The sequence below is a fragment of the Candidatus Pelagibacter sp. genome, assembly GCF_052046145.1.
GTDB lineage: Bacteria > Pseudomonadota > Alphaproteobacteria > Pelagibacterales > Pelagibacteraceae > Pelagibacter.
Genome location: NZ_JBNGZR010000001.1, coordinates 1,060,100 through 1,084,277, shown reverse-complemented (window position 1 = coordinate 1,084,277; position 24,178 = coordinate 1,060,100). Strand labels below are relative to the sequence as shown.

Below are 24,178 nucleotides of genomic sequence, written 5' to 3'. Positions count from 1 at the left end.
ATGACAGAAAAAATGATTGTCAGTTGGGAAGAGTACAACCAGACTGTTGAAAAGTTAGCAATCCAAATTGATGAAAGTGGATATAAACCAACAATACTGATTGGCATCATGCGTGGTGCAGCACCAATGATAGACGTATTAAGCAGAATATTTAAATTAAAATGTGCATATCTTGCAGTTGAGTCTTACAGTGGTAAAGGAGTGGAGGATGAGCAGGGTGATATTGTGTTCTCAAGGGAAATGAGTTCTATCGCACCTAATATGGGTGGTAAAATACTTTTATGCGATGATTTATCTGATACAGGAATAACTTTTAACAAAAGTATAGACTGGTTAAAAAAATATGAACCAATAAAGGATAAAATTGAGGATATCAAGACTGCTACTTTATTTAAAAAAAAGAAATCAACATTTGAGCCAGATTTTTGTGCAAAAAAACTTCCTGATAATCCTTGGATTGTGCAGCCCTTCGAAATTTATGAAGAATTAAGAATTGAAGAAATTAAAAAAAAACATCAAATATAAAAAAGGCCAGTTAAAAAACTGGCCTTTTAAATTTTTATAAGTTTAAGAGCTTACTTCGGTATATCTCCTTCAACACCTTTAACATAAGTCATCATTCCTGCAAGCATTCCATCATCTGCAGTTTTTCCTTCAGCAACCATCAAGTTACCTTTCTGGTCATAAATTGGTCCTGTGAAAGAATGAACTTTTCCAGATGCTAAATCTGCCTGAAGTTTTTTAACTTTTGATCTCAGGTCAGCTGGCATTTGTGAATCCAAATCTGATATCACAACCATACCATCTCCAATACCATGCCAAGTATCTTTTTGGCTCCATGTACCATTTGCAACTGCTTTAACTCTGTCTACGTAATATGGTCCCCAATTGTTCTCAACTGAAGTTAATACAGCTTTAGGAGCAAACTTGTCCATATCACTTGCTTGTCCAAAAGCATATACTCCAGCTTTTTCAGCCATTTGAACAATAGCAGTACTATCTGTATGTTGAGCAATTACATCAGCACCCTGATCGATTAAAGCTTTTGCTGCCTCTGCTTCTTTACCTGGATCATACCAAGTGAAAGCCCAAACAATTTTAGTTTTAATATTTGGGTTAACTTTTTGAGCTGCTAAAGTAAATGAATTGATACCTCTGATAACTTCAGGAATTGGAAAAGATGCAACATAACCAATAACATTTGATTTTGTCATAGTTCCAGCAATTGTTCCTAAGATAGTTCTACCTTCATAGAATCTAGCTGCGTATGTTGAAACATTTGGATGTTCTCTTTTGTATCCAGTAGCATGTTCAAATTTTACATTTGGAAATTCTTTTGCAACTTTGTTAGTTGGATTCATATATCCAAAACTAGTTGTAAAGATAACATCATGACCAGAGTTAGCTAATTGTCTAAGAACCCTCTCAGCATCGGCACTTTCTGGAACACCTTCTACGTAAGTTGTTTTAAATCCGGCAGCTTCAACAGCTTTTCTACCTACATCATGCTGATATGTCCATCCATGGTCACCAGTTGGACCAATATAAACAAATGCTGCCTTAACATCTTTGGCAACTGCAGCTACAGTTAATGTAAATAATAAAACTAAAGAAGAGACGAAAGATCGAATTAAAAATTTATGCATAAATTTATTTCCCCTTTTGATTTTTTAATTATTTAAATTTAAATTAAATTATCTTAAAAAAAATAATTATTTTAGAATTAATTGTCTTTATGAAAAGATTTCCCCAGAGAACTAGGAGTACTTAGCCTAATTTTTCTACTATCACGAGAAATTACAACTAAAACTATTATTGTAACGATGTAAGGTAGAGCTGTTAAAAATTGCACAGGAATTCTTACCCCAATTGCTTGCATATGAAATTGAATAATTGTTAACCCGCCAAAAATCATAGCACCAATCAAAATTTTAATTGGGTTCCAGGTCGAGAAAACCACCAGAGCCAATGCGATCCAACCTCTTCCACCTGTCATATTTTCAATCCACTGAGGAGTATAAATCATGGATAAATATGCACCAGCAAGTCCACTCATTGCGCCTCCATAAAGTATACAAGCGTAACGAACTAGCCTAACATTTATTCCTTGATTAGATGCAGACTCAGGTGAGTCTCCTACAGCTCTTACAATTAATCCAATTTTCGTTTTTTTTAAAAAATAGCTAGTTATGAAGGGAAGGGCAAAAGCAAAATAAAAAACAATTGAATGTCCAAATAATATTGGACCTAAAAGTGGTATTGTATCTTTTAAACCTTCAAATAAAACAGGAAACTCTTTTCCAGGAATACCTACAAAATTTTTTCCTATCATCGCAGAAATACCAATTCCAAATATGGTAAGCGCCAAACCAGTAGCAACATGATTTGTGATCAATGTTTGCGTCAGGAATGCAAAAATAGTTGAAATTAAAACTCCAGCTAACATTGCACCAAAAATTGCAATAATTAAACTTCCTGTCACTGTCATTAGTGCAAAGCCTGATATAGCACCAATGATCATCATTCCTTCAACACCAAGGTTTAAAACTCCAGACCTTTCTGTAATCAGTTCACCACAAGACGCTAGGATTAATGGAACAGCGGAGGCCATGATTGATGCAATTATCAGTCCAATAAAATTTATATCGATGATCATTTTTTTAAACCTATAAATTTAATTTTGAAAAAAAGTAAATAATCTGATGCAAGAAGAAAAAATAAAATCATTCCTTGAAAAACCTGACCAGTATATTTAGGTATTTGCATAAATATTTGAGCTGTCTCAGCACCCAGATAAGTTATTGCAACGACTAGAGATGCAAAGATAATACCGACAGGATGTAAACGACCCAAAAACGCTACAATTATAGCAGTAAAACCATAATCTGGAGAAATTTCTCTATGAAGCTGTCCAATAGGTCCAGTTATTTCTCCAACTCCAGCTAAACCCGCGCAAGCACCACTTATTAGAAAAACAAGGATGATCATTTTTTTACCTTTGTATCCGGCATATTTTGCTGTCTTTAAACTAAAACCCGAAACTTTCATTTGGAACCCTAAATACGTTTTATAAAAAACAAACCAACTGATAACCACCGCAGCTAAAGCTAAGAATATTCCCGCGTGAATTCTCAGTCCTTCAAATAATAACGGAAGTTTAGCAGAGTCACTGAACTGTCTAGTTTCAGGAAAATTAAACCCCTCTGGATTACTCCAAGGGCCAACAACAAGATAGTCTAAAATTAATTTTGAGACATATACCAACATAAGACTTACTAATATTTCATTTGTATTAAAGTAAGTTTTTAATATTGCGGGTATTGATGCATAAAGCATACCACCAATTGCACCAGCTAAAATTACTGTTGGAAGAATGTAAAATCCTTCTTGCTCATAAAACAATAATGCAACTCCTCCAGAAACTATCGCCCCAAAAGTTAATTGTCCTTCGGCTCCAATATTCCAGTTATTACTTTTAAAACAAAAAGATAAACCGATTGCTATTAAACAAAGAGGTGTAGCTTTTAATAGTAATTCACTGAAACCATATTTATCTGCAATTGGAACTATGAAAAAAAATTTAAGAGCTTCAAATGGTTTAAAACCTAAAATAAAAAAAATCAAACCTCCCGCTACTAATGTTAGAAAAATAGCCAACACAGGTGTAAAGAAAAAAATAGCTCTTGATGGTTGGTCTCTTTTTACGATTTTAATCAATTTGCTCCTCCCATTAGTATCCCAAGTTTTTCAGAGGTAACTTCTTCAGAATTCATAATTTTTGACAACTTTCCTTTATGAATCACTGAAATTTTATCACTTAATTTTAATAACTCATCAGTGTCTGTAGATATTAATATAATTGATTTATTTTGTTCATTGATTTTAATCAATGTTTCGTGGATATAATTTATTGCTCCAACATCTAGACCCCAAGTTGGATTAAAACAAATTAATAAATCTGGAGATGTTATTAATTCTCTTCCAATAATTAATTTTTGAAGATTACCTCCGGACAAAAATTGGCTTTTTAATTCAATGTTGTCCGTATTAACATTAAAATCTGAAATTATTTTTTTGGAATGTTCTTTAATTTTGTTTTCGTTTATTAATCCATTATTAAAAAAATTTGATGATTTAAAATTGTTTAGAGCTACATTTTCAAAAATTTTCATTTGTGGAATTGCAGCCTGCTCAAGCCTATCCTCTGGAGAAAAGGCCATCAAATATTCTCTTCTTTCTTGAGGGCTTAAATCTCCTATGTAATTATTGTTAAATTCTATAGAGTTCTTTTCCGAAATAATTTCACCACTTAATACTTGAAATAATTCACTTTGTCCGTTTCCTGATATACCAGCAATTCCTAAACACTCCCCTCGATTAACAGAAAAATTAATATCCGTTAAATTTGTTTCAAAGGGGTCTTCACTTGTAAAATTAAGATTCGTTATTTTAATTAATTGATCTGATGAAGTTTTTGCTTTTTTTTTCTTAATTGTTTTTAGGTTCTGACCCACCATTTTGTTAGCAAGTGACTCAATATTTTCGTTCTTTATTTCACTTACAGAAACTAACTTTCCTCTTCTCATTACAGCAACTTCATCACAAAGCTGCATAACTTCCTTTAGTTTATGTGTTATATAAATAATTAAAATTCCTTCTTCTGAAAATTTTTTCAAAGATAAGAATAATTCACTCGTTTCTTGTTCTGTTAATACAGATGTTGGTTCATCCATAATTAAAACTTTTGGATTCCTTATTAGGCATCTTATTATTTCCACTTTCTGTTTTTGACCTGCTGATAGATTTAGAATAGGAATATCAAGATCAATTGAAAAATTATATTTTTTCATAATTGTATCAATTTTTTCTCTTAAACTTTCCCTTTGTTCATCTGAATCTATTATTAAGTTTTCAAATACGGACAATGTTTCAAAAAGATTAAAATGCTGGAATACCATTCCGATATCATTTTTTTTTGCATCTAATGGCGAATTAAGCTTTAGATTATTTTCATTTAAATAAATTTTACCTTCGTCAGGAATGATGACGCCTGATAGAATTTTAACTAGTGTAGATTTTCCAGCACCATTTTCTCCGAGAAGAGCATAAATTTTACCACTATTAAATTCGAGTGAAATATTGTCGTTTGCAACACACCCAGGATATATTTTAGTTACATTTGAAATTTTAAGGTTTGTATTCATTAATTAATTTAATGGTATAGAATTTCCATCCTTATTTTCCTGATATTGATTTGATAATTTTTTATATTTTTTTTTAATTTCGTCTAATTGATTTAAAATGTTTTCTTTTTTTGAAGAAGGTAAATTTTCAACAAGTAAATTTATATTCTGACTTTTCCAATAGGAATTTTCTTTATTATATTCTCCATCATTAATTTTAAATACTTCTTTGAGTATATTTAAATCATGTGGAATATTAAATTCATCATTTGTGGCAGTATACGGAAACAAATAATAAAAATTATCAAATCCAGAAAATGTGATTGCACTCAAACACATACTGCAAGGCTCATGAGAACTTAAGAACATGCAGTCTTTTTCTTTTGGTCTTTTATTTGCATCTAATTCATAAAATTTTTTAAGAGTATGCATCTCACCATGCCACAATGGATTTTCTATTTCATTGTTTGTTTCTGAAACTACAAGAGATAAATCATCTTTTTTAATTATTGCGGCACCAAATATTTTACTACCTTTGGCAACACCTTGTTCAGTTAAGGGTAAAACTTCTTTTAAAAATATATTTAGTATCTTTTCTAGGGCTTTTTCATTCATATGCTTGGACCATCAAATAAAGAACACAATTGTTACTATAATTAAACTTAAAAGTAATAAGAAATAAATTATTTATACAACTTTAAAGTTAATAATTTGTGAAACAAAAGATGTTAATTTAAACTTATGTCAAAATTTAAATCATTAATAAGTCTTGTAATTATATTAATTTTTTTTTCAGGGTGTCAAACTGTTAAAGATAAAACAGATGCTATTGTTGAAAAGGAAAATGAAAAATTAAGTAAATTTCTTGGAAAATCAGCTAGTGAACTTCAGATGGAGCTTGGAAAACCAGACGAAGATTTTAAAAATGCTAAAGGCAATTTTGAGTTTGTTTATAATAGTAAAAAATACCTTGTTCCATGCGAACGTAGGTTTGAAATAAATTCAGAGAATATAGTTGTGGGTTTTGTTTCAAACGGTTGCTTTTAAATTTTATAAATTAAAATAAATCTGCTCATTATAGGTTTTTTTCACTATCTAAGGTGGAGTTGTTCTAAACTAATCAGTTTTTTTATATTAATTCATAGCCAATAATGTAACGTCTATTTAGTTAACGACGGAGGTTATATGGCTTCAAAAAAAACAAAAGCGGGCTCTACAAACAGTCCGGATAAAAAACTTCCATTAAATAAATCCATACCTTTAGGAATTCAGCACGTACTAGCAATGTTTGCTGGTAATATAACGGTTCCTATTATTGTGGCTGGAGTTTTTGGTCAAACGCCTGAACAAAAAATATTTTTGATTCAAATGGCTTTGTTTGTTGCAGGAGTTGCAACAATTATCCAAACAGTTGGATACAAAGAAATTGGTGCAAGACTTCCTATTGTTCAAGGAACAAGTTTTGCGTTTATACCAATTATGCTACCATTTAAAGCAGCAGGATTAGGTGCTGTATTTACAGCAGCGTTCATTGGAGGAATTTTTCAAATTTTTATTGGAAAAGTTTTAAAACCAATAAGACATCTATTCCCACCATTGGTCACAGGAATAGTTGTACTAATGATTGGATTTAGTTTGCTTAAAGTTGGTTTTATGTATGCTGGTGGAGGTGGATGGTTAATGAATAATAAACCTGAAATCTTTGCAAATGCAAATCATTTAACTGTTGCTTTCACAGTGTTTATAGTTGCTATCTTTTTTAATCTTAGAGGAAAAGGGATGGCTTCTGCAGGATCAATTTTAATTGGAATAGTAGCTGGCTTCATAGTTGCAGCTGCACTAGGAATGGTTAACTACGGAAAAATTGCTTCCGCATCATGGTTTGCATTTCCAATGCCACTTCAATATGGAATTGATTTTGTACCTGGTGCAATAATTTTAATGTTGTTTATGTCAGTTGTTACAACAATTGAAACAATTGGAGACATAAGTGCTACGACAATGGGTGGTGCTAAACGAGAGGCAACGGATAAAGAAATATCAGGTGGAATTATGGCAGATGGTGTTGGTACTGCATTTGGTGCAATATTTAATGCGATGCCAAATACATCTTATTCGCAAAATGCTGGACTAGTTGCGTTTACAGGAGTTGTAAGTAGACATGTTGGAACTATAGCTGGAATAGTTTTGGTTCTTATGGGATTATTTCCAAAATTAGGTGGAATAATTGCAGCGATGCCAGAATCTGTGATAGGTGGTGCAGCAATTATTATGTTTGGTATGATTGTAGCTGCTGGCATTAAATTGATTTCAAGGGCAGAAATGGATCAAAGAAATTTATTAATCTTAGCTCTTTCTTTGTCTTTTGGAATTGGAATGTCATTGTTACCAGACTTTGTGAAAAATATTCCAGATTTTGGAATAAGTTTAAAACTACTGTTAACAACTGGACTTATACCTGCTGGGTTACTAGCATTTGTTTTAAATGCTATAATGGCAAAGAAATAATTAATTTAAACTTGTGGGGAGAAATCCCCACAAGCAAGGTTTAAGACTTATTTAATTTCAATAAGCTTCTTTTTTTTATGTTCTGGAATTATTCTTTCACAAGATATTGTTAAAAGACCATCTTTAAGTTCAGCACCATTAACTTTTACATCATCAGCAATAGTGAATGATCTTGCAAATTGTCTTTGAGAAATACCTTTATGAATAATTTCTCCATTAACATCATTGTCCTCAGACTTATTAACTTGTTTTGTTCTTACTGTTAATAAATTGTCTTCGAACTCAACCTCTACGTCTTTTTTGCTAAAGCCAGCTAATGCTACCTCAATTGCATAGTTGTCTTTGCCTGTCTTTCGTATGTTGTATGGTGGATAATTTGACTGCATCGTCAAATTCCCATTTCCCAACATATTTTCGAATTGGTCGAACATATCATCAAAACCAATTGAAAAAGGTCTAAGTGAGTTAAATATAGATAGATCCTTACTTGTCATAATATCCTCCTTTGTTAAGCAAGTTTATTTATGTAAGCCCCATTAGGCGACTTACTAAGTTTATATGGGAATTAATTTGTTTTTTTCAAGATTTAAAGTGTACTAAATTTTTTTTGAAATTTTTAATGCAAATGCATAGTCAATAGCAATTTCTTCTATTGCGCCATCTCTTCCTGATTTTCCACCATGACCAGCATTCATTTCGGTTTTCAAGAGAAGCAAATTATTATCTGTTTTATAGTCTCTAAGTTTTGCTGTGAACTTTGCAGGTTCATCAAATAAAACTCTATTATCACTTAAACTTGTTGTAATAAAAATATGTGGATAATCCATTTTTTTAATATTGTTGTAGGGTGCATATGAAAAAATATAATCAAAGTGTTCTTTATTCTCTTTTGCATTTCCAAATTCGTCAAATTCTCCAACAGTTAAAGGTAAAGAATGATCTAGATTTGTTGTTAAAGAATCTACAAAAGGAACAGCCATAATAATTCCTAAAAATAATTCAGGAGATTGATTGACAACAGCTCCCATTAATAATCCTCCAGCTGATCCACCCATTCCAATAATATTTCCTTTTGACGTATAATTCTTTTCGATCAAATATTTTGCTGCGTAAATATAATCTTCAAAAGTGTTTTTTTTGTTTGTTAATTTTCCCTCTTTCCACCATTTCATACCTTTTTCCATACCACCTCTGATATGAGCTGTGGCCCAAATTATATCTCTATTTATAAGACTTAGTCTTGTAGAAGAAAAACTTGGGGACATAGAATTTCCATAAGACCCATATCCATACAATAAAACGTTTGCAGACCCATCAATTTTTGTTTTTTTGTGTCTAGTAATTGTTAATGGAACCATTCTTCCGTCATGAGATTTAAACTCAACCCTCTCAACAATATAGTCATCTTTATTATGACCAGATGGGATCTCTTGTTCTTTAACAAGTTCTTTAGATTTTGTTGCTAAATTATACTTAAATACTCTAGAAGGAGTTTTAGGTGATGAATATCCCAAATGAACTTCATCAGTATTTCTATCTTTTTGAGTTAAGCTTACTCCTGGAACATAAACAGTTTCATCAGAAAAAATTAATTCCTCTTCTACATTTGTAGAAATATTTTTGACAAATAATTTATCTAATGCATCTGATGTTTCACCACGAATAATCCAATTTTTAAGGAATGTTAATCCACCAATTAAAACTTCGTCTTTTGCTGGAATATATGTTTGCCAATTTTGATTTTCTAAATTGTCACAAATATCAATTTTAAAGTCTTCAGCATTTTTATTTGTATGATTATAAAATTTACCATTCCATGAATTAACAGAATACAGAACACCTCTTTCTCTTTTAATAATAAGTTTTGGAGATGGATTTAATTCATCTGATTTAAAGTAATATTGCTCTGAAGTATTATGGTCAGAAGTATTTATGAAATAATATTTTTCATCTGAGCTTTTTCCAATTCCCACTGTAAAAGCCTCACTTTTCTCCTCAAATATTAATTCATCTTTGCCCTCAAAATCACCTATTCTGTGCCTGTATATTGTTCTTGCTCTATGATTTTCATCAAGTTTAGAATAAAAAATATATTTATCATCCAAACTAAATGTTATTCCCCCTGATGTTTCTGCAATTTCTTTTGAAATAATTTTGTTGGTTTTTATATCTCTTAAATAAATTGTGTAATACTCAGAACCTTTAAGATCTAAAGAGTATCCTAGATATTTATCATTGTTACTTACTTCTAAATCTCCAACCCCAAAATATTCAGTTTTAAGTTTTTCTTTTTCTTTATCTCCATTCCATATTTCCTCAATATTTTCTGAACCAATTTTTTTTCTAAGTTTTATGGAATAATTTCCTTTTGTTGTAGTTTTTGTCCAATACTCATAAGTGTGATCTTTATAGGGCAAAGATTCATCATCTAATTTAATTCTTGCTTTAATTTCATCAAATAATTTTTTTTGGATATCTTTTGTATCTTTTAAATGATGCTCTGAGTAAGCATTTTCATCTTCTAAATATTTTTTCACTTCAGGATCTAACTTGCTTTTATCTTTTAGAACTTCTAAAATATTATGTTGATGAATCCAGCTGTAATTGTCTTCCCACTCAATATTGTGACAAGTTTTTATCTCTAGTTTTTTTTTAAGTTGTGGTACTTTCATTTAATAAGGAAATATATGAATATTATTATTTATCTACTTGTAATTTTAGTCATCTTATATTTTTTATTAAGATGGTGGTCAAATATTTCTCCAAAAAAAATGTCAAAAGGAGTGAGGCTGATAACAATTTTATTGTTGGCTTTATTAGCGATTTTATTTGCTATTGGTGGAAAATTTCTACTCACATTACCATTAACTCTTGCAAGTCTTGCTTTAGTTAAACTTAAAGGTTTATCATTGATACAATTGCTTTCTCTTTATAGACTTATTCAAACGTTGAGAAATTCTGGAAGATTTTCTTTCAATCAATATCAAAATAATAATTCTTCATCATTATCGATATCTGAGGCATATAAGATTTTAAATTTAGATATTAATAAAAAACCAACCAAAGAAATAGTTAATAAAGCTTATCAAAAAATTCAAAAAAAAATACACCCAGATATATCTCCCGAAACATCAAGACTTTCTGCAATAGTTAATGAGGCTAAGGAAATTGTATTAAAAGATATTAGTTAATTTTTTATTTTATTAATTATTTCAACTACATCATTTACTAAAATTAAATTTGGATCCGCATTAGTACCATGGGTTATTTCATCAATTTTATATCCATCAGGAACTAATCTATAATAGTTCTCGCTATAGTCTGTATATGCTTTTGGAGCATCTAAGAGAAATACAACACTTTTTTTTCCACACTGTGAAACTATATGTGAACCAAATGAATCGTTTCCAACATACATGTCTGAAATACCAAGGTATGGAATTAAATCATATATTCTTTTGCTACTTAAAGTTAAAAAATTTTTTTTCTTTAATTTAGATAAAATTTGATTTTCAATTTCTTTTTCATTTGGACCACATAAGATAAAAAAAAAATAATCATCTAGTTCATTTAACTTATTTATTAAATTAGCATAATTACTTGTCCCCCATCTTGTGGTTGGACCAGACGAACCAGCACCAATTACTATTTTATAACTATTATTATTTAATTCTTCTTTAACTTTTTTGATTCTATCTTTATCTATAAAAAAGTTGGTTTCGGTGAGACAATTGTCAATATTAAGAAAATTTTCTGTTAATTCTTTTGCTGATTTAACTAGGTGTAAATTTTTTTTATTTTTAGATTTATATGACCATATGTTCTCAATACCAGCGATTTTTGCTGCAAAATATAATCTTAAACTTGGATAATAAATTAATAAATTTTGAAAATGAAATTTCTTAAGAATCTTACTAAGATTAAAAATGTCTAAAAGTTTTTTGTGATATTTATCTAGGTAATATACATCTTCAATAAGAGGATCATCAGCTAGTGCTTCTTTTAAATTTTTACAGAGAGTTACAATAGTTACTGGTCCATGCTTTTTGGCAATTTGATGACAATAGGAAAGATGAAGTAAATTTGCACCCAAGCCAGTATAACTTAAATAGATACCTGTTTTCATAAACTTTGATACATTTTTTTTATTAATTTTTTACCAAAAATATTAAATTTAAAATTATGTTTATTTTTTAGGTGTAAAGAATTTTTATTTGATCCAATTAAGAATTTATTTTCTTTCTTTCTAAAAAATTTTTTACTAATTGAAAAATATTTTCGATAATCTAATTTGTTAAGATTATAAGCTGTTTTAATTATTTCAATGCCAGAAAGTTTTTTTCCTGCTGAAATAATATAATCTTTAGATTTTAAATTAGATGTGAGAACTATTGCTTTGACTACATCTGTAATCCAAGAATAATCTCTAAATGTTTTTAAATTTCCAACCACAATCTTTTTTTTATTTTTAGCTCCCAAACAAACCTTTTTGATAAAAAAATCATTTTTCCTTAATGGAGACTCAATTTGCATAAATATCAAATTTGATAAATTTAATCCAAATTTTCTATATATTTTAATTAAATTAAATACTTTTTGCTGTGCTTTGATATATGGATTGTTGTTTGAAGAGAATTTACAATTTAAATTAATAAGACCGTTTTGTGGTGAAAATATATAACCTGAGTTGGCTTTAAAAAATTTAGTATCTAATTTTAGACTTTTTAAAATATCTAAGAAATTTTTAGTACCATTATAATGTGAAATTAGAGTTTCTTTTTTACTTTTAATACTTTTCGTTAGGGAGCTTTGTCCACTAAAATAGAAAATTTTATTAGGATTATATTTTTGAATAATATTTTTAATTTGATTTTTGTTACTTGTATTGAGTTTTTCAAATTTAATTTTGTGTTCTATTTTGAGGTATTTATAATTAATAAATTTTTTATTTACTGATCTTGAAGTTACAATTACTTTTTCTTTTTTTTTTAAAAGTTCAGCTGATAAATACGCACCTAATACACCAGAACCAATAATCAAGTTTACTCTTTTATTCATTATTTTTTTAATTATTATATGTTTTAAAAAATATATGAGTTTAATAAAAGGAATATATGCAGCCTCAATATCAGTGTTAAATGATGATTTAACACTAAATGTTGAAAAAACTATTAAACACGCTGAAATGGTTATTGATAATGGTTGTCATGGAGCAGCTATTTTTGGAAGTACTGGACAGGCCCAACTTATACCTATCTCTGAAAAAATTAATTTGTTAAATCATTTGACTTCAAGCAAATACAAAGAAAAGTATATCATCGGCACTGGTTTAAATTCTTTAGGTGAAACAATTAATTTGATGAGAGTTTCTCATTCTTTAGGTTTTAATAGATTCTTAATTATGCCACCTGCTTACTATAAATATGGAGATAAAGAGGTAATAGAATTTTATAGCAAAATATTGGAGGTAATTTCTGATTGCAAAATAGTACTATATAATTTTGAAAAACTATGTGGTTATAAGTTTAGTATTGAGTGTATTGAAGAGTTAGTTAAAAAATACCCAAAAAATATTATTGGAGTAAAAGATAGTTCTTACAATCTTTTTGAAAACTTAAAAATTGATAATTTTTCAGTTTTACCTGGATCAGAATCTAAATTATTTAAAGGACTTCAATTAGGCTGCTCAGGAATTATAACAGCTACATGCAATGCCACTTCTGCACTGGCAAGAAAAGTATACGATGATTTTAATAATGGAAACGATCAGACAGTAAACCAAAACCTTTGTGATGTAAGAGCTGAATTTGAAAAATATAATTTAATCTCAGGTTTACATACATACTTTAGTAAAAAAGAAATTTACTATAAAAACCTTTTACCACCACTTAGCATTCTAAATGCTAAAGATGAATCGGATTTAATCAATAATTTAGAGAAATTAAATTTTTCAATTAAAAGTACCAAGGCGGCTTAGATGCAACTAGCTAGATTTTTAAATAATGTTTTTAAAAAAGATGGATTTATATTAGTTGATGCTAATTCAAAAAGTTACATTATTGGAAATCCAAAAAGTGAAAACCCAATAAAAGTTAAAATTTTAAATAAAAATCTTCATTATAAATTATTGTTTCATCCCGATTTATACTTTGGTGAGGCTTATACAGATGGTGAAATAACTATTGAGAATGGAACATTAACTGATTTTTTGGATCTTTCTTTAATGAATTTTGGTAGAGGAGACTTAAATTTTTTTAGTTATTTAATTAATAGATTAAGAGGTTCTTATAGATATTTAACTAATTTTAATTTTATAAAAAAATCTAAAATGAATGTGTCTCATCATTATGATATTTCAGACGATTTATATGACTTATTTTTAGATCCTAAAAGACAATACTCATGTGCATATTTTAAAAATGAAACAGATACACTGGAAACTGCTCAAAATAATAAAATTCAACACATAATTAAAAAACTTAACATAAAGCCAAATCAAAAAGTTTTAGATATTGGATGTGGATGGGGTTCTTTAGCAGTAGATATTGCAAAAAGTGCAAACTGCGAAGTAACAGGTATTACACTTTCAGAAAACCAATTTAATTACTGTAAGCAAAGAGCAAAAGAACTTAATTTAGAAAATCAATTGCACTTTAAATTAATGGATTATAGAGAGCTCAATGAAAAATTTGATAGAATAGTCAGTGTTGGTATGTTTGAACATGTAGGAAGAAAATTTTATAAAAAATTTTTTTCACAAGTTGAAAAACTTTTAAAAGATGATGGAGTGTCATTAATTCATACTATAGGATCAGTAAATCCACCAAGAGATCCACATCCATGGATCACTAAGTATATTTTTCCAGGAGGTTATACTCCAAGTTTAAGTGAGGTAACAACACCAATTGAAAAAGCAGGCTTAATTGTTGCAGATATTGAGGTTTTAAGACTTCATTACTCACATACACTAAGACATTGGAAAGAAAATTGTATTCGAAATAAAGATAAAATAGTTGAAATGTTTGATGAAAGATTTTTTAGGATGTGGGAATTTTATCTTGCTGGTTGTGAGATGGCATTTAAGTGGGGTGATCAAGTTGTATACCAATTTCAATTAACAAAGAATTATTCTTCTACACCTGTTACAAGAGACTATATTTATCAATAAATAATTGGTAGAAACTAACTCTCTTAAAATGAAAAAAAAGAAAAAAAAATTAAAAAAAAGTATTTCTATAAATCAAAGAAAAACCAAAAAAAGAGTTAAAAAAATATCTAAAAAGTCTAATAAATTTAAGATTAAAAATAAATCTGTAAAGAAAATTAATAATCGAAGAAAACAAAAAAATGAAAAACAAAAAAAGTCAAAAAAACCAAAACAATCAAAAAAAATTTCAAAAAAATCTAAATTTACTGTACAAAAGAAACAAGATTTTCTTTTAAAAGTAGTTAACTTACAAAATTCTTTAAAGCCTGAATTTAAGTTTAGATTAAATTTTGGTTTTGAAAAATATATCCAAGCATTTTTTGATAAAATAGCAGACACAATTTCACAGTATAAAATTTTAAAAAAAGACGAAGCAAGAAGGTTAAAATTAGAAAAACAAGAAAGAGAAAGATTAGAAAAGATTGAAGCTGCAAAAAAAAAACAAAAAGAGGCTGAATTAAAAGTTAAATTAAAAGAACAAGCTTTAAAAGATGAAATTAGATTAGAAAAACAAAGAACAAAAGAAATAAAATTATTCTTAAGAAAAGAACAAGCTCTTTTAAGAATTGAACAAGCAGAAAAACAAAAGCAATTTTTACAACAATTAAAATTAGATAAGCAAATTGAAAAATTTAGAGTTAGAGAGATTAAAGAATTAGAGAAATTGGAAAAAATTTCCTTAAGAGAAAAGAGAGAGGATTATGCTGGATTACAACAAAGAATAGAAAAATTAAAAGAAAAATATCGAATTATTAGAGATCAAAAAATTAGAGAAAGAGTAGAGGCTTTAGGAGTTAAAATTCAAGGAGATGAAGATAGAGAAACACTGTTACAAAAAGAAAAAGAATATACTTTAGCTAGACAGAAAATTGAATTTGCTCTCGAAAGTTTTTACAGAAGTGCTAGCAGTTTAGTATTTCAATTAAACAAAAGACACATAACAAGACATATGTCTATCTTTAGATGTATAGACAGAAGATTTGAAACAGGAGAAATATTTGTTAAATGGGATGAAGCCTCAGATGATGAATGGCTTTTATTAATTTATATAAAAAATAATTCACCAGATGAAGGAATAGTTATTGAAGACAAAACTAATCCAGAAAAAAATATTTCTCATGAGTTTAAAAATAATGAAATATTTAAGGCCTCAGATACTATGGTTGATGCTCTTACGCAGTTAATCGCAAGAAAAAGAGCCAAAAATATCAATTAAATTATCATACATAATTAAGTATCATTCAAAATGTTATTTTCTTCAATACTAATGATTATTTTGTATCTAGTATTAAAATATGTTCTTGCTTGGATAAGATATTTTAACAGTCTCGACTCTAGATTAGGCCAATCTACATGGCGATGGAGTTATGACTATCCCGTAGTTGGTGAAAGAGATATTTCAGATCTAGATGATAAAACTTTTGTTAGACTGAGGAGAAAAAGAAATAGAGTTATAACTCTAATGTATTCGATATTATTAATTATGTTTTTATTATCTATGTCTTTACTTAGTGAATTTTTAATATTTTTTTTAACTTAGTTTTTTAAGTTGTTTTTTATTTTTTAAATATAAAAAAAAGGCAATTATCTCATATCCATATTTAAAGATTGTGAAAATTATTGGTAGTTTGAAAAATTTATATAAAAATTTATATTTTGGAATTTTTTTCCAAACATAAAGAAATGCCTCTGCACCTTGAATAATTTTACCATTCTCCTTAACATGTAATCTTCTTAATAATTCTTTATCATTTCTAGATGTTTCTTTTTCAGCATCTGAGTTATTTGTTATATCTATCCAGTCAATATCTTTGATATTTTCTTTTTTATATAAGTTAATTTCTGATCTACATATTTTACAAGAGTTATTAAAAAATACTTTCATTTAACAATAATTAACTTTTAGTAATAAATTGTACATGCGTAAAATGATCAGTTGAAAATTATCAACAAACCTCTATTTAAGATGAATGAATAATTTCTTTAACAAATCTGATTTAACAAGACAAGATGCTGATAAAATAGTATCTGAAACACTAAATAATTGTGATGATGGTGAGCTTTATTTAGAGGAGTCTAAATCAGAGTCAATTTTGTTAGATGACAATAAAATAAAAAGCTCAAATTATAGTTCTGATTTAGGATTTGGCTTCAGAGCTATTTCAAACGAGGTTGTTGCCTATTCATATTCAAATGAAATATCAAAAGATTCACTAAAAAATTCCTCAGAAAATCTTAAATCAACTCTTAAATCAATTAAAGGCACATATAATCATGAAATTCCAAAATCTAATAAAAAATTTTATAAAGACATTAATCCAATTGAACAAAAAACTTTAGACTCGAAATTAGAAGTTTTAAATAAAGTAAACGATTTTTTAAGAAAAAAAGATGAATCAGTAAAACAAGTGACTGCTAGTTTTGCTGGTGAGCAAAAATCAATTGAAATTATTCGACCAGGTGGAGAAGCGCTTACTGATGTACGTCCATTAATTAGATTTAATGTATCTGTAATGTTGGAAAAAAATGGAAGAAAAGAAACGGGAGTATATGGAATTGGTGGCAGACAATCTTATGATGATTATTTAAAAAATGATAATTGGAAAAATGTTTGTGAAGAGGCTTTTAGAATTGCATCAGTAAATTTAGAAAGTAAACCAGCACCTGCTGGTGAGATGAAAGTAGTCTTGGGACCTGGTTGGCCCGCTATATTAATTCATGAAGCAATTGGTCATGGTCTAGAAGGAGATTTTAATAGAAAAAAAACCTCAGCATTTCATGACCTGATGGGAGAAAAAGTTGCAAGTGAGGGAGTAACAATTGTTGATGATGGTACGATAGATAATAGAAGAGGTAGTCTAACTATTGACGATGAGGGAACGCCAACTGAGCGAACAGTTTTAATTGAAAATGGTATTCTAAAAAACTTTATGCAAGACAGGCATAATGCGAGATTAATGAATACAAGATCTACTGGATCTGGGAGAAGAGAAAATTATAGACATATTGTTTTGCCAAGGATGAGAAATACAATGATGTTAAGTGGAAATCAAACTCAAGATGAAATGATCAAATCTGTTGATAAAGGAATTTTTGCAGTAAGTTTTGGAGGTGGCCAGGTAGATATTACATCTGGAAAATTTGTATTTAATTGTACTGAAGCTTACGAGATAAAAAATGGGAAAATTGGATCTCCAATTAAAGGTGCAACACTTATTGGTGATGGACCATCAATACTTAAAGAAGTATCGATGGTAGGAAATGATATGATGTTAGATCCAGGCATAGGAACTTGTGGAAAAGCAGGACAAGGTGTTCCTGTGGGAGTCGCTCAACCTTCAATTTTAATCGATAAAATGACAGTTGGTGGAACAAAACTTTAAAGTATTATGGTTAAGGATCAAGAATTTCTAAAATCGAAAGCTTCATATTGTTTAGATTTGGCAAAAAAAATGGGAGCAACTAATGCAAGTGTTACAGTTGGTCACTCAATTTCAGAAACAGTTAATTTTAGAAATAAATCCCTAGAAGCTTCAGATAGATCAGATGGATTGGCATTAAGAATAGAAACTTATTTAGGCAAAAGAAGGTCATCAATTTCATCTTCAAATTTACTAGATGAAAATATAAAAACTTTAATTGAAAAGTGCTTTGAAACTACAAAAATGACACCAGAGGATGAATTTAATTCTTTGCCTGATAAAGATTTATTAGCCAAACAAATTAGTAGTCTTAATTTGTATGATGAAACAAGATTTGAAAATGATAAAAAAATAAAATATTTAAAAGATTTAGAGGAATCTGCCTCATCAAATAATCAAATCATAAATACAGAAACTAGTTTCACTGAAAACAAATCAAATTTTATATTAGCAAATAGTGACGGTTTTTGTGACGGTTATAAAACTTCTTCTTTTTCGGCTTCTTGCGTAACAGTTGCAAAAGATGAAAATAGTATGGAAAGAGACTATGAATTTTCTAGCAAACGTCATTTGTCTGATATTAAGCAAGCAATAGATCTCGGAAATAAAGCTGCCAAGCAAACTATTAGAAAATTGAGCCCTAAAAAAATTGGAAGTGAGAAGATCAGTATAATTTTTGATAAAAGAATTTCAAAGGGAATGTTAAGTGTTTTTGCAAGTGCAATATCTGCATCCGCAATTGCAAGAGGCACTTCATTTTTAAAGAATAAAATTGATCAACAAGTTTTTGCTGATTCAATAAATGTAATTGATAAACCAGATATAATTAAAGGAATGGGTTCTCAAAATTTTGATTCAGAGGGTGTAAACTCAAATACATTACAACTTATAGAGAACGGAATACTTAAAAATTATCTTGTGGACACTTACAATGGAAAAAAATTAAATTTACAATCAAATGGAAGAAGTGGTGGAACTACCAATTTATATTTTGAAAAAGGAAATAAAAGCTACGAAGATCTTCTAAAAAAAAATTCAAGAAGTCTTTATATTACTGAAACTATTGGTCACGGATCTAACATTGTAACAGGAGATTATTCAGTAGGTGCCACTGGTTTTTTAGTTGAAGATGGAGAATTTAAATATCCTGTTAATGAAATAACAATTGCTGGTAATTTTAAAGATATGTTCAAAAATATAATTTTAGCTAATGATTTAGAATTTGAATATTCAGTCAATTCACCGACTATGATGATAGAGGGTATGACTGTTGCAGGGAAATGAGTAGTTATTGTGTCATTGGTTCTGGAATTTCAGGAGCAACAATAGCTAATTTATTAAGTAAAAAAAATTCTGTACACATTTATGACAAAGCTCGAGGTCCAGGTGGCAGATCTTCTTTTAAAAGATTAAATAAGTCAAAAGGATTTGATCACGGAGCACAATATATTTCTCCAAAATCAATTCAATTTAAAAAATTTATTGAAAAATTACGAAAAAAAAAAATTCTGAAAAAATGGAGTGGCAAACATATTTTTTTAAAAAAATTAAAAAAAGAAAATAAAAATCATGTCAAAATTATTGGCTGCAAAGGCAACAATGATATTAGCAAACATTTAATAAAGAATATAAATTGTAATTTTCAAAGTGAGTTAAAGAGGATTAAATATGTTAAAAATAAATGGAAATTAGATTTTAAGAACAAACAAATAAAATATTATGATAAATTAATATTAACTTGTCCATTCCCACAATTAAAAAAATTATCAAAAAAATTTATTAAGGATTCATTCATTAAGCAAAAAATCAAAATGGATGCAAATATTACAGTCATGATCGAAATTAAAAAAACAAATATAAACATATCAAGTTATTTATTTAACGATAAAATTTTAGGTTGGGCGGCTAAAGAAAATAGTAAAAAAAGATTTAAAAGTAATAATGATTTATGGACTTTGCAAAGTACAAATCTGTGGGCAAATAAAAAAATAAATAAAAATAGAGAGAATAAAGAAAAAAATTCAAAGATTTTAATTGATCGATTTTTTAAACTTACCGGAATTAAAAAAACAAAAATATCAACTTCAATAAATCATGGTTGGAAATATTCCTCAAACTCTAGGCCCTTTAAAATCAAAAGTTATTGGAATTCTAAATTAAAATTAGGTGTATGTGCAGATTGGTTTGTAGGTCCTAGAGTAGAGGCTGGATGGATAAGTGCAAATGATCTTTATAAAAAAATAAATAAATAATTTTATTCAAGATTTTTTAAACGATATTCCCAATTTCCCATTCTTTCATATGTAATTTTAACAATCACTGCTGTTTTTTTATCAAGCCAAATATCAAAATTTAATTTTTTATCTTCAGGAAGAGACATATCTTTAGATGTAAGTTTGAAATGATCTGTTTCGTATTGTTTGCCATTAATTGAAACATTTTCTTTGCCAACAAAATTAACTATTTGTTCTTTTATACTTCCAGAAATAGGACTTATTTGGCTTTCTGCTTGTAAAATTTTATGACTCCACCAATTTCCAATAATATTTTTTACAGAGGCTTCACCTGAATAGGAAGATCCTTTAATATCAAATTTTTTATTATTTTTATCCAGTTTTAAGTTCACAAATTTTTCTTTTTTATTTTGAAGCGTCTTTGATTGAAAAGATATTAAATTATCTTTTAAATAAATTTCTTCTCCATAACCCTCTACTTTAAATATTGTTGCAGATAGTAATTTTACCTCAAATTTATATTGATTTTTTACTATCGTTTTTTCACCATCTCTTTTAAAATAATAATTGTTATATCCAATTACTTCATCATTTCTCAAGATCTCCATTTCTATTTTATTAAATTTGTTATAATGACCTATATGGGCTAAAGAAATTGATGAGAAAAATACAATAAGTAAAGTAACTACAAACTTTTTCATTTGCTAGTTATAATATTAGAATTTTACATTAATAGATATAGCTTATTACAAATATGTTTTTAAAAATAAAAAAAATTCCAAAAGTAAAATGGAGCTCAGAAAAACCATTTAATTTTAAACCAAAGTTTTCTACATTTTTTTTCTTATGTTTTGGTTTATCTTTATTTGGATTAGGTGAGGGATTGTTAATTGTTTCATTTACTGGAGCCTCTCCTTGGAGTGTTTTAGCCCAAGGTATTTCTTTAAATGTTAATTTAAGTATTGGAACTATCACATTATTAATAAGTATTGCTGTTTTAATTTTATGGATCCCTCTTGGCCAAAAACCAGGGATGGGTACAATATTTAATGCTTTGATAATTGCAATTATGATTGATCTTTGCATTAAATATGTTCCAACACCATCAAATTATATTTATCAATTATTATTAGCTGTAATTTCTGTAATCATGGTTGGAATAGGTGGCGGTATTTACTTAGTATCTAATTTAGGAGCCGGTCCTAGAGATGGATTAATGATAGGATTACAAAAATTAACTAATTTTCCTATAGCTGTTGTAAGAGGAACATTAGAAATTTCAGTTGTTAGTATTGGGTGGTATTTAGGAGGAACAGTTGGGGTTGGAACTTTATTATTTGCATTTGGCATAGGTCCTTGCGTTGCTTTAGGACTTTATTTAGTTGATAAAACTTTTGATTAGGCTGCAGCTATAGCTTTTTCACTTTTTTTTCTTTCATGTGGATCAAGAATTGCTTTTCTTAATCTGCATGAGTCTGGTGTTATCTCTAAAGCTTCATCTGTATTCAGTATACTTAATTGTTCTGCAATTGACATCTTTCTTACTGGTGTAAGAACAACATTCTCATCAGTACCTTGAGTTCTCATATTAGTCAATTTTTTACCCTTCATTACATTAATAATCATATCACCTGGTTTAGGTGAAAGACCAACTATCATTCCAGGATAAACAGAGTCATTATGTTTAACAAACATTTCTCCTCGTGCCTGTAAGTTAAAGATAGCAAATGCAACAGCTTTTCCTTGCTCCATTGAGATTAATGCCCCATTTCTTCTACCTTCCATCTCTCCTTCAAAAGGACCATAGCTATGGAATATTCTGTTGATCACTCCATTTCCTTTTGTAAGTGTAAGAAATCTGCTTGTGTAGCCCATTAAACCTCTAGTAGGTGCATGAAAAATTAATCTTTTTTTGTTAGTTCCAGTATCTTTTAGTTCTATTAGTTTACCTTTTCTTCTGTTCATTGAGTCAATTACTTTTGATGAATGTTCTTCATCAAGATCCATAGTAATTTCTTCAATTGGCTCAAGTTTGTTTCCACTTTCATCAGTTTTATATAAAACTTTTGGAGGACTAACTGTCATTTCAAAACCTTCTCTTCTCATTTGAGTTAAAAGAATTTCCAACATCAACTCACCTCTACCACTAACAACAAAAGAGTCTTTTCCCTCGTTTTCAGAAAATGTAATTCCAACATTATTTTGTGCCTCTTGAACTAATCTATCTCTTATTTGGGTGCTGGTTAGTCTTTTACCTTCAGTTCCAGCTAAGGGTGAAGTATTTACAGTAATTGTAATTGACATTGTAGGAGGATCTATTGGTGTAGCAGGGATTGGCTCATTAACCCCTAGATCACATATCGTATCAGCAACATTTGCTTTTTCTAACCCGGCTACAACTACGATATCCCCAGCCTCTCCAACATCTATCGGAACTTTTTTTGTCCCTTCATATCTAAAAATTTTTGTTAATTTTCCTTCATCAACTTTTTCACCATTTAAATTTATTGCTTTTATAGATTGATTAGCTTTCGCAGTTCCCTGTGCAATTCTTCCAACTAAACTTCTTCCTAAAAAACTATCTGCATAAAGTAGCGTTGACAACATTGCAAAAGGTTTATTTTTATCAAGTTCAGCAGGTTTTACATGATCAACAATTAAATCTAACAAAGGGTTTAAATTTTCTCTTGGACCATCAACTTCATGATGAGCCCAACCTGATCTTCCACTTGCATACAGAACTGGAAAATCTAATTGTTCTTCATTTGCATCTAAGCTAACAAACAAATCAAATGTTTCATCCAAAACTTCATTAGCTCTTTGATCAGCTTTATCTAATTTATTAATAACAACAATTGGCTTTAATCCTTGTTTAAGAGCTTTGGATAATACAAATTTAGTTTGAGGCATAACACCTTCTGCAGAGTCAATTAATAGTAATGCTCCATCTGCCATACTTAAAACTCTTTCAACTTCAGCAGCAAAATCTCTGTGGCCTGGGGTATCGATTATATTTATTCTTGAATTATTCCAATTAATTGAAGCAGGTTTAGCTAAAATTGTAATTCCTCTTTCTTTTTCGAGCTCACCTGAGTCCATTAATCTTTCATCAACAACTTCATTCTCTCTAAATGAACCACTTTGTTTCATTAAATTATCAATTAGAGTAGTTTTGCCATGATCAACATGGGCTATGATTGTGATGTTTCTGATATTATTACTCATAAATTCTGGCTCTTATACATATTTAAAAGGATATTAAAACTCAAAAAAACTCATAACAGGCTTGAATAATTTTCAAAATTCAGGATTAATTTGTCTTTTTTTGCTTATCTTTTTTAAGTTTTCTTTTTTCTTTGAAGCTCAATTTAGGTTTTTTTTTAACACTAGAGTCTTTAAATGATTTGCCGCTATATCTTTTTGACATAATTAATCTTCACATAAAAAAAAGGCCATCTTAAGATGGCCTTTTAAATTTATTCAAGAAAATGAGGGATTACATTCACACACATATTACGCCAATACTCACTTATTTAACTTCTTCACTGCAAACTTCACTGCAGAAACACCCTAAATAGAAAGCAAACAGAAAGGTGACTTCATTTAAGAGTTGAGTTAAATTTC

24 protein-coding genes are annotated in these 24,178 nt (G+C 28.9%); 12 read left to right on the top strand and 12 right to left on the bottom strand.

The window, feature by feature from the left end:
* Window positions 1-525 carry a phosphoribosyltransferase gene (locus ACTT88_RS05840; protein ID WP_440908368.1) on the top strand — a complete coding sequence of 175 codons (525 nt, stop codon included), beginning with the start codon at window positions 1-3 and terminating at the stop codon, window positions 523-525.
* 50 nt (window positions 526-575) lie between these two features.
* On the opposite strand, the gene ACTT88_RS05835 is transcribed toward ACTT88_RS05840, so the two are convergent.
* The 5 genes from ACTT88_RS05835 to ACTT88_RS05815 form a co-directional block, all read right to left on the bottom strand.
* Window positions 576-1,646 (bottom strand): BMP family ABC transporter substrate-binding protein, encoded by a 1,071-nt coding sequence (locus ACTT88_RS05835; RefSeq protein WP_102133207.1) that lies wholly within the window; start codon window positions 1,644-1,646, stop codon window positions 576-578.
* 77 nt (window positions 1,647-1,723) lie between these two features.
* Complete coding sequence (locus tag ACTT88_RS05830; protein WP_425319189.1) at window positions 1,724-2,644, bottom strand: ABC transporter permease; 921 nt, start codon at window positions 2,642-2,644, stop codon at window positions 1,724-1,726.
* Between the two features lie 8 nt (window positions 2,645-2,652).
* Window positions 2,653-3,717 (bottom strand): ABC transporter permease, encoded by a 1,065-nt coding sequence (locus ACTT88_RS05825; protein WP_440908367.1) that lies wholly within the window; start codon window positions 3,715-3,717, stop codon window positions 2,653-2,655.
* Window positions 3,714-5,204: an ABC transporter ATP-binding protein gene (locus tag ACTT88_RS05820; protein WP_440908366.1), complete on the bottom strand. Its 1,491-nt coding sequence runs from the start codon at window positions 5,202-5,204 to the stop codon at window positions 3,714-3,716. The genes ACTT88_RS05825 and ACTT88_RS05820 overlap by 4 nt, the downstream gene beginning before the upstream one ends.
* 3 nt (window positions 5,205-5,207) lie before the next feature.
* Entirely contained in the window at window positions 5,208-5,798 is a 591-nt protein-coding gene (locus tag ACTT88_RS05815; RefSeq protein WP_440908365.1) for a nucleoside deaminase, read from the bottom strand.
* A gap of 126 nt (window positions 5,799-5,924) precedes the next feature.
* Between ACTT88_RS05815 and ACTT88_RS05810 the strand changes: the two genes are divergently transcribed.
* Both ACTT88_RS05810 and ACTT88_RS05805 read left to right on the top strand, forming a co-directional pair.
* Entirely contained in the window at window positions 5,925-6,230 is a 306-nt protein-coding gene (locus tag ACTT88_RS05810) for a hypothetical protein (protein WP_440908364.1), read from the top strand.
* A gap of 138 nt (window positions 6,231-6,368) precedes the next feature.
* Window positions 6,369-7,691 (top strand): uracil-xanthine permease family protein, encoded by a 1,323-nt coding sequence (locus tag ACTT88_RS05805; RefSeq protein WP_440908363.1) that lies wholly within the window; start codon window positions 6,369-6,371, stop codon window positions 7,689-7,691.
* Window positions 7,692-7,738: 47 nt separating this feature from the next.
* Here ACTT88_RS05805 and ACTT88_RS05800 read toward each other — a convergent pair whose 3' ends face one another.
* Together ACTT88_RS05800 and ACTT88_RS05795 are read right to left on the bottom strand one after the other, a co-directional pair.
* Window positions 7,739-8,185, bottom strand: a complete 447-nt coding sequence (locus ACTT88_RS05800) for an Hsp20 family protein (RefSeq protein WP_440908362.1) — start codon at window positions 8,183-8,185, stop codon at window positions 7,739-7,741.
* A 102-nt stretch (window positions 8,186-8,287) separates the two neighbouring features.
* On the bottom strand, window positions 8,288-10,363 hold the full coding sequence (locus ACTT88_RS05795) for a S9 family peptidase (RefSeq protein ID WP_440908361.1): 2,076 nt from the start codon (window positions 10,361-10,363) through the stop codon (window positions 8,288-8,290).
* Between the two features lie 15 nt (window positions 10,364-10,378).
* Here ACTT88_RS05795 and ACTT88_RS05790 point away from each other — a divergent pair, with 15 nt between their 5' ends.
* Entirely contained in the window at window positions 10,379-10,882 is a 504-nt protein-coding gene (locus ACTT88_RS05790) for a J domain-containing protein (RefSeq protein WP_440908360.1), read from the top strand.
* On the opposite strand, the gene ACTT88_RS05785 is transcribed toward ACTT88_RS05790, so the two are convergent.
* Entirely contained in the window at window positions 10,879-11,817 is a 939-nt protein-coding gene (locus ACTT88_RS05785; protein ID WP_440908359.1) for a glycosyltransferase family 9 protein, read from the bottom strand. The two genes, ACTT88_RS05790 and ACTT88_RS05785, sit on opposite strands and share 4 nt — an antisense overlap.
* Window positions 11,814-12,749, bottom strand: coding sequence for a GDP-mannose 4,6-dehydratase (locus ACTT88_RS05780; protein WP_440908358.1), 936 nt, complete (start codon window positions 12,747-12,749; stop codon window positions 11,814-11,816). The genes ACTT88_RS05785 and ACTT88_RS05780 overlap by 4 nt, the downstream gene beginning before the upstream one ends.
* Before the next feature lie 34 nt (window positions 12,750-12,783).
* Between ACTT88_RS05780 and ACTT88_RS05775 the strand changes: the two genes are divergently transcribed.
* The 4 genes from ACTT88_RS05775 to ACTT88_RS05760 are packed head-to-tail and all read left to right on the top strand — an operon-like array spanning window position 12,784 to window position 16,438.
* The gene (locus ACTT88_RS05775) at window positions 12,784-13,668 is read left to right on the top strand and encodes a dihydrodipicolinate synthase family protein (protein ID WP_440908357.1); all 885 of its coding nucleotides are present in this window, start codon (window positions 12,784-12,786) and stop codon (window positions 13,666-13,668) included.
* Window positions 13,669-14,859 (top strand): class I SAM-dependent methyltransferase, encoded by a 1,191-nt coding sequence (locus ACTT88_RS05770; RefSeq protein WP_440908356.1) that lies wholly within the window; start codon window positions 13,669-13,671, stop codon window positions 14,857-14,859.
* A 28-nt stretch (window positions 14,860-14,887) separates the two neighbouring features.
* The gene (locus ACTT88_RS05765; protein ID WP_440908355.1) at window positions 14,888-16,114 is read left to right on the top strand and encodes a hypothetical protein; all 1,227 of its coding nucleotides are present in this window, start codon (window positions 14,888-14,890) and stop codon (window positions 16,112-16,114) included.
* 51 nt (window positions 16,115-16,165) lie between these two features.
* Window positions 16,166-16,438 (top strand): hypothetical protein, encoded by a 273-nt coding sequence (locus ACTT88_RS05760; RefSeq protein ID WP_440908354.1) that lies wholly within the window; start codon window positions 16,166-16,168, stop codon window positions 16,436-16,438.
* Here ACTT88_RS05760 and ACTT88_RS05755 read toward each other — a convergent pair.
* On the bottom strand, window positions 16,430-16,783 hold the full coding sequence (locus ACTT88_RS05755) for a thiol-disulfide oxidoreductase DCC family protein (RefSeq protein ID WP_440908353.1): 354 nt from the start codon (window positions 16,781-16,783) through the stop codon (window positions 16,430-16,432). The two genes, ACTT88_RS05760 and ACTT88_RS05755, sit on opposite strands and share 9 nt — an antisense overlap.
* A gap of 85 nt (window positions 16,784-16,868) precedes the next feature.
* Here ACTT88_RS05755 and ACTT88_RS05750 point away from each other — a divergent pair, with 85 nt between their 5' ends.
* The 3 genes from ACTT88_RS05750 to ACTT88_RS05740 are packed head-to-tail and all read left to right on the top strand — an operon-like array spanning window position 16,869 to window position 20,572.
* Window positions 16,869-18,281: a TldD/PmbA family protein gene (locus ACTT88_RS05750; RefSeq protein ID WP_440908352.1), complete on the top strand. Its 1,413-nt coding sequence runs from the start codon at window positions 16,869-16,871 to the stop codon at window positions 18,279-18,281.
* 6 nt (window positions 18,282-18,287) lie between these two features.
* Window positions 18,288-19,604: a TldD/PmbA family protein gene (locus ACTT88_RS05745; protein ID WP_440908351.1), complete on the top strand. Its 1,317-nt coding sequence runs from the start codon at window positions 18,288-18,290 to the stop codon at window positions 19,602-19,604.
* Window positions 19,601-20,572 carry an NAD(P)-binding protein gene (locus ACTT88_RS05740; RefSeq protein ID WP_440908350.1) on the top strand — a complete coding sequence of 324 codons (972 nt, stop codon included), beginning with the start codon at window positions 19,601-19,603 and terminating at the stop codon, window positions 20,570-20,572. The genes ACTT88_RS05745 and ACTT88_RS05740 overlap by 4 nt, the downstream gene beginning before the upstream one ends.
* 2 nt (window positions 20,573-20,574) lie before the next feature.
* On the opposite strand, the gene ACTT88_RS05735 is transcribed toward ACTT88_RS05740, so the two are convergent.
* Entirely contained in the window at window positions 20,575-21,255 is a 681-nt protein-coding gene (locus ACTT88_RS05735) for a DUF6134 family protein (protein ID WP_440908349.1), read from the bottom strand.
* A 53-nt stretch (window positions 21,256-21,308) separates the two neighbouring features.
* Between ACTT88_RS05735 and yczE the strand changes: the two genes are divergently transcribed.
* Window positions 21,309-21,956 (top strand): membrane protein YczE, encoded by a 648-nt coding sequence (gene yczE / locus ACTT88_RS05730; protein WP_440908348.1) that lies wholly within the window; start codon window positions 21,309-21,311, stop codon window positions 21,954-21,956.
* On the opposite strand, the gene typA is transcribed toward yczE, so the two are convergent.
* On the bottom strand, window positions 21,953-23,779 hold the full coding sequence (typA, locus tag ACTT88_RS05725) for a translational GTPase TypA (protein WP_440908347.1): 1,827 nt from the start codon (window positions 23,777-23,779) through the stop codon (window positions 21,953-21,955). The two genes, yczE and typA, sit on opposite strands and share 4 nt — an antisense overlap.
* Window positions 23,780-24,178 lie beyond the last annotated feature (399 nt).

Excerpts from the sequence above, each read along its gene's own strand:
- ACTT88_RS05840 (WP_440908368.1), top strand. The coding sequence starts at position 1 with ATGACAGAAAAAATGATTGTCAGTTGGGAAGAGTACAACCAGACTGTT.
- ACTT88_RS05835 (WP_102133207.1), bottom strand. The coding sequence starts at position 1,646 with ATGCATAAATTTTTAATTCGATCTTTCGTCTCTTCTTTAGTTTTATTA.
- ACTT88_RS05820 (WP_440908366.1), bottom strand. The coding sequence starts at position 5,204 with ATGAATACAAACCTTAAAATTTCAAATGTAACTAAAATATATCCTGGG.
- ACTT88_RS05815 (WP_440908365.1), bottom strand. The coding sequence starts at position 5,798 with ATGAATGAAAAAGCCCTAGAAAAGATACTAAATATATTTTTAAAAGAA.
- ACTT88_RS05810 (WP_440908364.1), top strand. The coding sequence starts at position 5,925 with ATGTCAAAATTTAAATCATTAATAAGTCTTGTAATTATATTAATTTTT.
- ACTT88_RS05805 (WP_440908363.1), top strand. The coding sequence starts at position 6,369 with ATGGCTTCAAAAAAAACAAAAGCGGGCTCTACAAACAGTCCGGATAAA.
- ACTT88_RS05800 (WP_440908362.1), bottom strand. The coding sequence starts at position 8,185 with ATGACAAGTAAGGATCTATCTATATTTAACTCACTTAGACCTTTTTCA.
- ACTT88_RS05795 (WP_440908361.1), bottom strand. The coding sequence starts at position 10,363 with ATGAAAGTACCACAACTTAAAAAAAAACTAGAGATAAAAACTTGTCAC.
- ACTT88_RS05790 (WP_440908360.1), top strand. The coding sequence starts at position 10,379 with ATGAATATTATTATTTATCTACTTGTAATTTTAGTCATCTTATATTTT.
- ACTT88_RS05785 (WP_440908359.1), bottom strand. The coding sequence starts at position 11,817 with ATGAAAACAGGTATCTATTTAAGTTATACTGGCTTGGGTGCAAATTTA.
- ACTT88_RS05780 (WP_440908358.1), bottom strand. The coding sequence starts at position 12,749 with ATGAATAAAAGAGTAAACTTGATTATTGGTTCTGGTGTATTAGGTGCG.
- ACTT88_RS05775 (WP_440908357.1), top strand. The coding sequence starts at position 12,784 with ATGAGTTTAATAAAAGGAATATATGCAGCCTCAATATCAGTGTTAAAT.
- ACTT88_RS05770 (WP_440908356.1), top strand. The coding sequence starts at position 13,669 with ATGCAACTAGCTAGATTTTTAAATAATGTTTTTAAAAAAGATGGATTT.
- ACTT88_RS05765 (WP_440908355.1), top strand. The coding sequence starts at position 14,888 with ATGAAAAAAAAGAAAAAAAAATTAAAAAAAAGTATTTCTATAAATCAA.
- ACTT88_RS05760 (WP_440908354.1), top strand. The coding sequence starts at position 16,166 with ATGATTATTTTGTATCTAGTATTAAAATATGTTCTTGCTTGGATAAGA.
- ACTT88_RS05755 (WP_440908353.1), bottom strand. The coding sequence starts at position 16,783 with ATGAAAGTATTTTTTAATAACTCTTGTAAAATATGTAGATCAGAAATT.
- ACTT88_RS05750 (WP_440908352.1), top strand. The coding sequence starts at position 16,869 with ATGAATAATTTCTTTAACAAATCTGATTTAACAAGACAAGATGCTGAT.
- ACTT88_RS05745 (WP_440908351.1), top strand. The coding sequence starts at position 18,288 with ATGGTTAAGGATCAAGAATTTCTAAAATCGAAAGCTTCATATTGTTTA.
- ACTT88_RS05740 (WP_440908350.1), top strand. The coding sequence starts at position 19,601 with ATGAGTAGTTATTGTGTCATTGGTTCTGGAATTTCAGGAGCAACAATA.
- ACTT88_RS05735 (WP_440908349.1), bottom strand. The coding sequence starts at position 21,255 with ATGAAAAAGTTTGTAGTTACTTTACTTATTGTATTTTTCTCATCAATT.
- yczE (WP_440908348.1), top strand. The coding sequence starts at position 21,309 with ATGTTTTTAAAAATAAAAAAAATTCCAAAAGTAAAATGGAGCTCAGAA.
- typA (WP_440908347.1), bottom strand. The coding sequence starts at position 23,779 with ATGAGTAATAATATCAGAAACATCACAATCATAGCCCATGTTGATCAT.